Origin of the sequence: Frankia sp. CpI1-P, from assembly GCF_001421075.1 — a bacterium.
In the GTDB taxonomy this organism is placed as follows: Bacteria; Actinomycetota; Actinomycetes; order Frankiales; family Frankiaceae; genus Frankia; species Frankia torreyi.
Map to the genome: position 1 here is coordinate 1 of NZ_LJJX01000118.1, position 4,044 is coordinate 4,044.

The window sequence follows — 4,044 nt, forward strand, 5'->3', positions numbered from 1 at the left end:
GAATGTAGTGGTAATGAACGGCCTGGAGGTCCACCGCGGTGCCGCTGCGTTCCTCATAGCGGCGCATGAGAGGGGCGAGGTCGCCCAGGGCGACGAACGGGCTGCGGACCCACATTCCCCCGAGATCCTGCAGGGGGTCGCCGACGTGCCCGAACTCCAGATCGAGCAGCGCGGTGATGCGTCCGCCGGAGTGCAGGAGCTGCCCGGCGTCCCAGACGATGGCCGACTCGCGGCCGCGCGAGTCGGGACGGTGCCGCGACAGCCACCCCAGCACGAACTCCTGGAAGGGGTCGGGCCGCTTCTTCAACTTCCGGTAGGCGGACTCCTCGAAGTGCCGCAGACCCACCGCGCCGGGATCCTCGCCGGCACCGGTTCGACATCGACCCACCAGGCCGGGCGCCACCGCGCCTGCCGCTCGACGCGCACGACCTTCCCGCCCACCTCACGTTCCAACCAGCCGGTTATCCACTCNCCGTGCCCGTCGCCGGATGCAGACAACCCGACCTCCCCGCTTCATCGCGAAAGGTCATCATGAGCGTCCTGGCACCGGATGTCACGCCGGATGCGCGCATCACGGATGGACCTGTCCGAGTGCGCAGGGGGTTCAGGCCCCCCGCCGAAGAGGGTGTCCAGGCCCCTCGTGGCGGTGGCCGGGCGCCATGAGTCTGAGGGTCATGACGCAGACGCCTCCCGCGACGGCCGCCCCGCCCGGACCCCGGCACTCCCCGCAGCGCGCGCTGGCCCCCGACCTGGCCCGCGGCGCGATGCTGCTGTTCATCGCGCTCGCCAACGCCGGGAACTGCGCCTTCGCCGGCCAGCCCGGCATCGACAGCACGCCGCACGGCGCGGAGCGGGTCGTGGACTTCCTGATGATCACGCTGGTGAACAGCCGGGCGTACCCGGTGTTCGCGGTCATGTTCGGCTACAGCCTCGTCCAACTGGCCCGCCGCCGGGCAACCGACCCCGACGGCGGGCGCGGTGTCCTGCTGCGCCGCAACGCCTGCCTCATCGGATTCGGCTTCGTGCACGCGACGCTGCTCTACTTCGGCGACTTCCTCGGTGCCTACGGCATCGTCGGCATCGTCGCGACACTCGTCCTGCTCCCGCGAGGCGACCGCTTCCACCGGCTCGTGCTCTGGCTCTGGGGGCTCCAGACGCTGGAGGCGGCGGCCGTCGCGGTGGCGGTCGTCCTGCGGTGGCGACGGGGACCTGCGACGCTGACCAACGCGGCCGACCCGTCGCTGGCGGCGTCGTCCTACGGGCGCTCGGTCCTCGACCGGCTCGCCGAGTGGCCCGTCCACACCGCGACCGTGATTCCCTTCATCGTCATCGTCTGGCTGGGCATCTGGGCGGCGCGGCGGCGCATCCTCGAAGACCCGGCCGCGCACCGGCCGCTCCTGCGTCGGGTCGCCTGCGCCGGCCTGGGTGTCGCCATCGTCGGCGCGCTGCCGTACGCCTTCGTTTCGGCCGGTATCGCGCATGTCGACGCGGGTACAGTGCACCGCATGTCGTGGCTCCACGCGGTCACGGGCGAGTATGCCGGCCCCGGTTACGTGGCCCTGTTCGGCCTCGCGGCGGCACGACTGGCCCGGCCGCGGCACCCACGCTCGGATCGGGCCGTGCGCTGCGTGGACGCCGTGGCGGCCCTGGGACGGCAGTCGCTGACGTCCTACCTGGCCCAGTCGGTAGTGTGGCTGGCACTGTTCTCCCGGTGGGCGCTCGACCTCGGCGGTTCCACCTACGTCGCCACCCTCGCCGGCCTGCTCGTCTGGACCGGGTCGGTGGGGTGGGCCTGGGCGATGGATCGGCGCGGCCGCCGGGGGCCGGCCGAGACGGTGCTGCGCCGCATCGCCTATGGCGTCCGCGCGCGCCCCGCCCGTCCCGCGCACCGGGCGGTGTGAGGTGAGCGGGACGGCAAGGCGGTCGACGGCCGACCCGCGGGTCCCGACCGCCCCGGCGGTGGCCGCGGTGTCCGTGGTCGCCGTTGTCGCCGTGGTCGCCGCGGTGGTGTGCGCGGCGGTCGCGATCGCGTGGGCGGTGGCCGGCGGCGGCTACTTCTGGCCTCGATGGGTCTGGTTCGGGGTCGCCACCACCGCTGCCGCCGCGTTCCTCCTGGGTTGGACACGGCGCCACCCGCCGGGCCGGCGGCGCCGACTCGNGGCCGGGCGAGCAGTGTTGGCGCTCATCGTGCCGGTCGACGTGACGGTGTGGGCGCTGTCCGGGGGTGGGTACTTCTGGCCGCTGTGGAGCATCACCGCGTGGTCGATCCTCTTCGGCGGGTATGTCTGGGTGGTCAGCCGCCTGCCGGACAGGCGGGAGCAGGAGCTCACCACCAGGGTCGCCGTCCTGGCGCACACCAGGCGCGCGGTGCTGGACGGGCAGGCCGCCGAACTCGCAAGGGTCGAACGGGATCTGCATGACGGTGCCCAGGCACGCATGGTCTCCCTCGCGCTCAGCCTCGGCATGGCGGAGGACCTGGTCCGCGCGGACCCCGAGGCGACCGCGCGGCTGCTGCGAGAGGCGCGGTCCACCGCGGTCAGCGCCCTGGACGACCTGCGTACCGTCATGCACAGCATCCACCCCGCGGTGCTCGCCGACCGCGGCCTTGCCGGCGCGCTTCGGGCCCTCGCCCTGGACCTCGCGCTGCCGGTGACCGTCGACGGCGACGCCCCGGCGCAGTTGCCCGCGGCGGTGCAGTCGGCCGCCTACTTCGCCACCGCCGAGTGTCTCGCCAACGCCGTCAAGCACAGCCAGGCCACGGCCGGCGGGATCAGCCTGCGGCATGACGGGGCCGTTCTGCGGATCGTCGTCACCGACGACGGGATCGGCGGCGCCGACCCCGCGGCGGGGCTGGGGCTACGCGGCGTCAGGCGTCGGCTCGAGACGTTCGACGGCCGTCTCGACCTCGACAGCCCGCCGGGCGGGCCCACCGTCATCACGATCACCGTGCCCCACGGTCCGGGCCGCCTGCAGTGAGCCGGCTGCGCATCGTGCTCGCCGAGGATCTGACCCTGCTGCGCGACGGGCTCATCCGGCTGTTCCAGGCGCACGACTTCGAGGTCGTCGCGGCGGTCGACAACGGTCCGCAGCTCGTCCGGGATCTCGTCGCGCTGCGCCCGGACGTCGCGGTGGTCGACGTCCGCCTGCCACCCGGTCACACCGACGAGGGCCTGCGGGCGGCGCTCGCCGCCCGCCAGCAGCTTCCCGGCCTGCCGGTGCTCGTGCTGTCCCAGTACGTCGAGCAGCTCTACGCCCGGGAGCTGCTGGCCGACGGGCTCGGCGGCATCGGCTACCTGCTCAAGGACCGGGTCTCGGATGTCGGGCAGTTCATCGCGGCGGTGCGGCGCGTCGCCGCCGGCGGCACGGCGCTCGACCCGAGCGTCGTGGCGAAGCTGCTCGACAGCCGCCGCCGGCCGCTGGACCGGCTCAGCCCGCGGGAGCGCGAGGTGCTCGCCCACATGGCCCAGGGCCGCTCGAACGCGGCGATCGCGGCCAGCCTGGTGATCACCGAGAAGGCGGTCGGCAAGCACACGGCCAGCATCTTCACCAAGCTCGGACTGCAGCCGTCCGAGGACGACAACCGGCGGGTGCTCGCCGTCCTCGCCTACCTGGAGGGGNAGCGCCTGCCCGCGCCGGGATGCACGGGCCGAGGTTCGGGCTCGTGCGCGCCGCCGAACCGCCCATCCGCAGTGGTCGTGCCGGGGTGTAACCCTGCCGTCTATCTGTACGGGTGAGGCGGTGGCGACCGGTGGCGGGTGGTCGGGCGTGGATCCGACGACGCACCGTGGCGGGAGAGGAGGCGGTCGGCGGCACCGGCGGCGGCGCGTCGGGCGACGGCTGTGACGGCTGTGACGGCGGTGACCTGGGTGGCGAGGGTGGCCGAGCCGGAGCCGGCGTCGGAACCGGCCGGGGCGGCGGCGCTGGCGTCGGCGTGTTGTCGCGTCCTGACCCGCCGCGGTTGCGGGTGGTGTCCGATGACGTCTATCCGGGCTGGGAGGAGATCTATCGCGACAACGTGGAGCGGGTGTACAGGATCATGTTTGC

At 73.5% G+C, this 4,044-nt stretch carries 4 protein-coding genes and 1 pseudogene; 4 read left to right on the forward strand and 1 reads right to left on the reverse strand.

The genetic code is table 11. The features are described from left to right. A partial coding sequence (locus tag FF86_RS30820) for a phosphotransferase (RefSeq protein ID WP_396230213.1) occupies positions 1–346 on the reverse strand: 346 nt, incomplete at its 3' end. A gap of 328 nt (positions 347–674) precedes the next feature. Here FF86_RS30820 and FF86_RS30825 point away from each other — a divergent pair. The 4 genes and pseudogenes from FF86_RS30825 to FF86_RS61490 all read left to right on the forward strand — a co-directional run. Beyond that, complete coding sequence (locus FF86_RS30825; protein ID WP_044885503.1) at positions 675–1,901, forward strand: DUF418 domain-containing protein; 1,227 nt, start codon at positions 675–677, stop codon at positions 1,899–1,901. Between the two features lie 466 nt (positions 1,902–2,367). Next, complete coding sequence (locus FF86_RS61485; protein WP_255355983.1) at positions 2,368–2,976, forward strand: sensor histidine kinase; 609 nt, start codon at positions 2,368–2,370, stop codon at positions 2,974–2,976. A gap of 5 nt (positions 2,977–2,981) precedes the next feature. Next, positions 2,982–3,617: response regulator transcription factor (locus FF86_RS30835; protein ID WP_044885568.1), on the forward strand; the 636-nt coding region annotated here is incomplete at its 3' end. A 167-nt stretch (positions 3,618–3,784) separates the two neighbouring features. Next, a pseudogene (locus tag FF86_RS61490) lies at positions 3,785–4,044 on the forward strand (hypothetical protein); the annotation flags it as partial.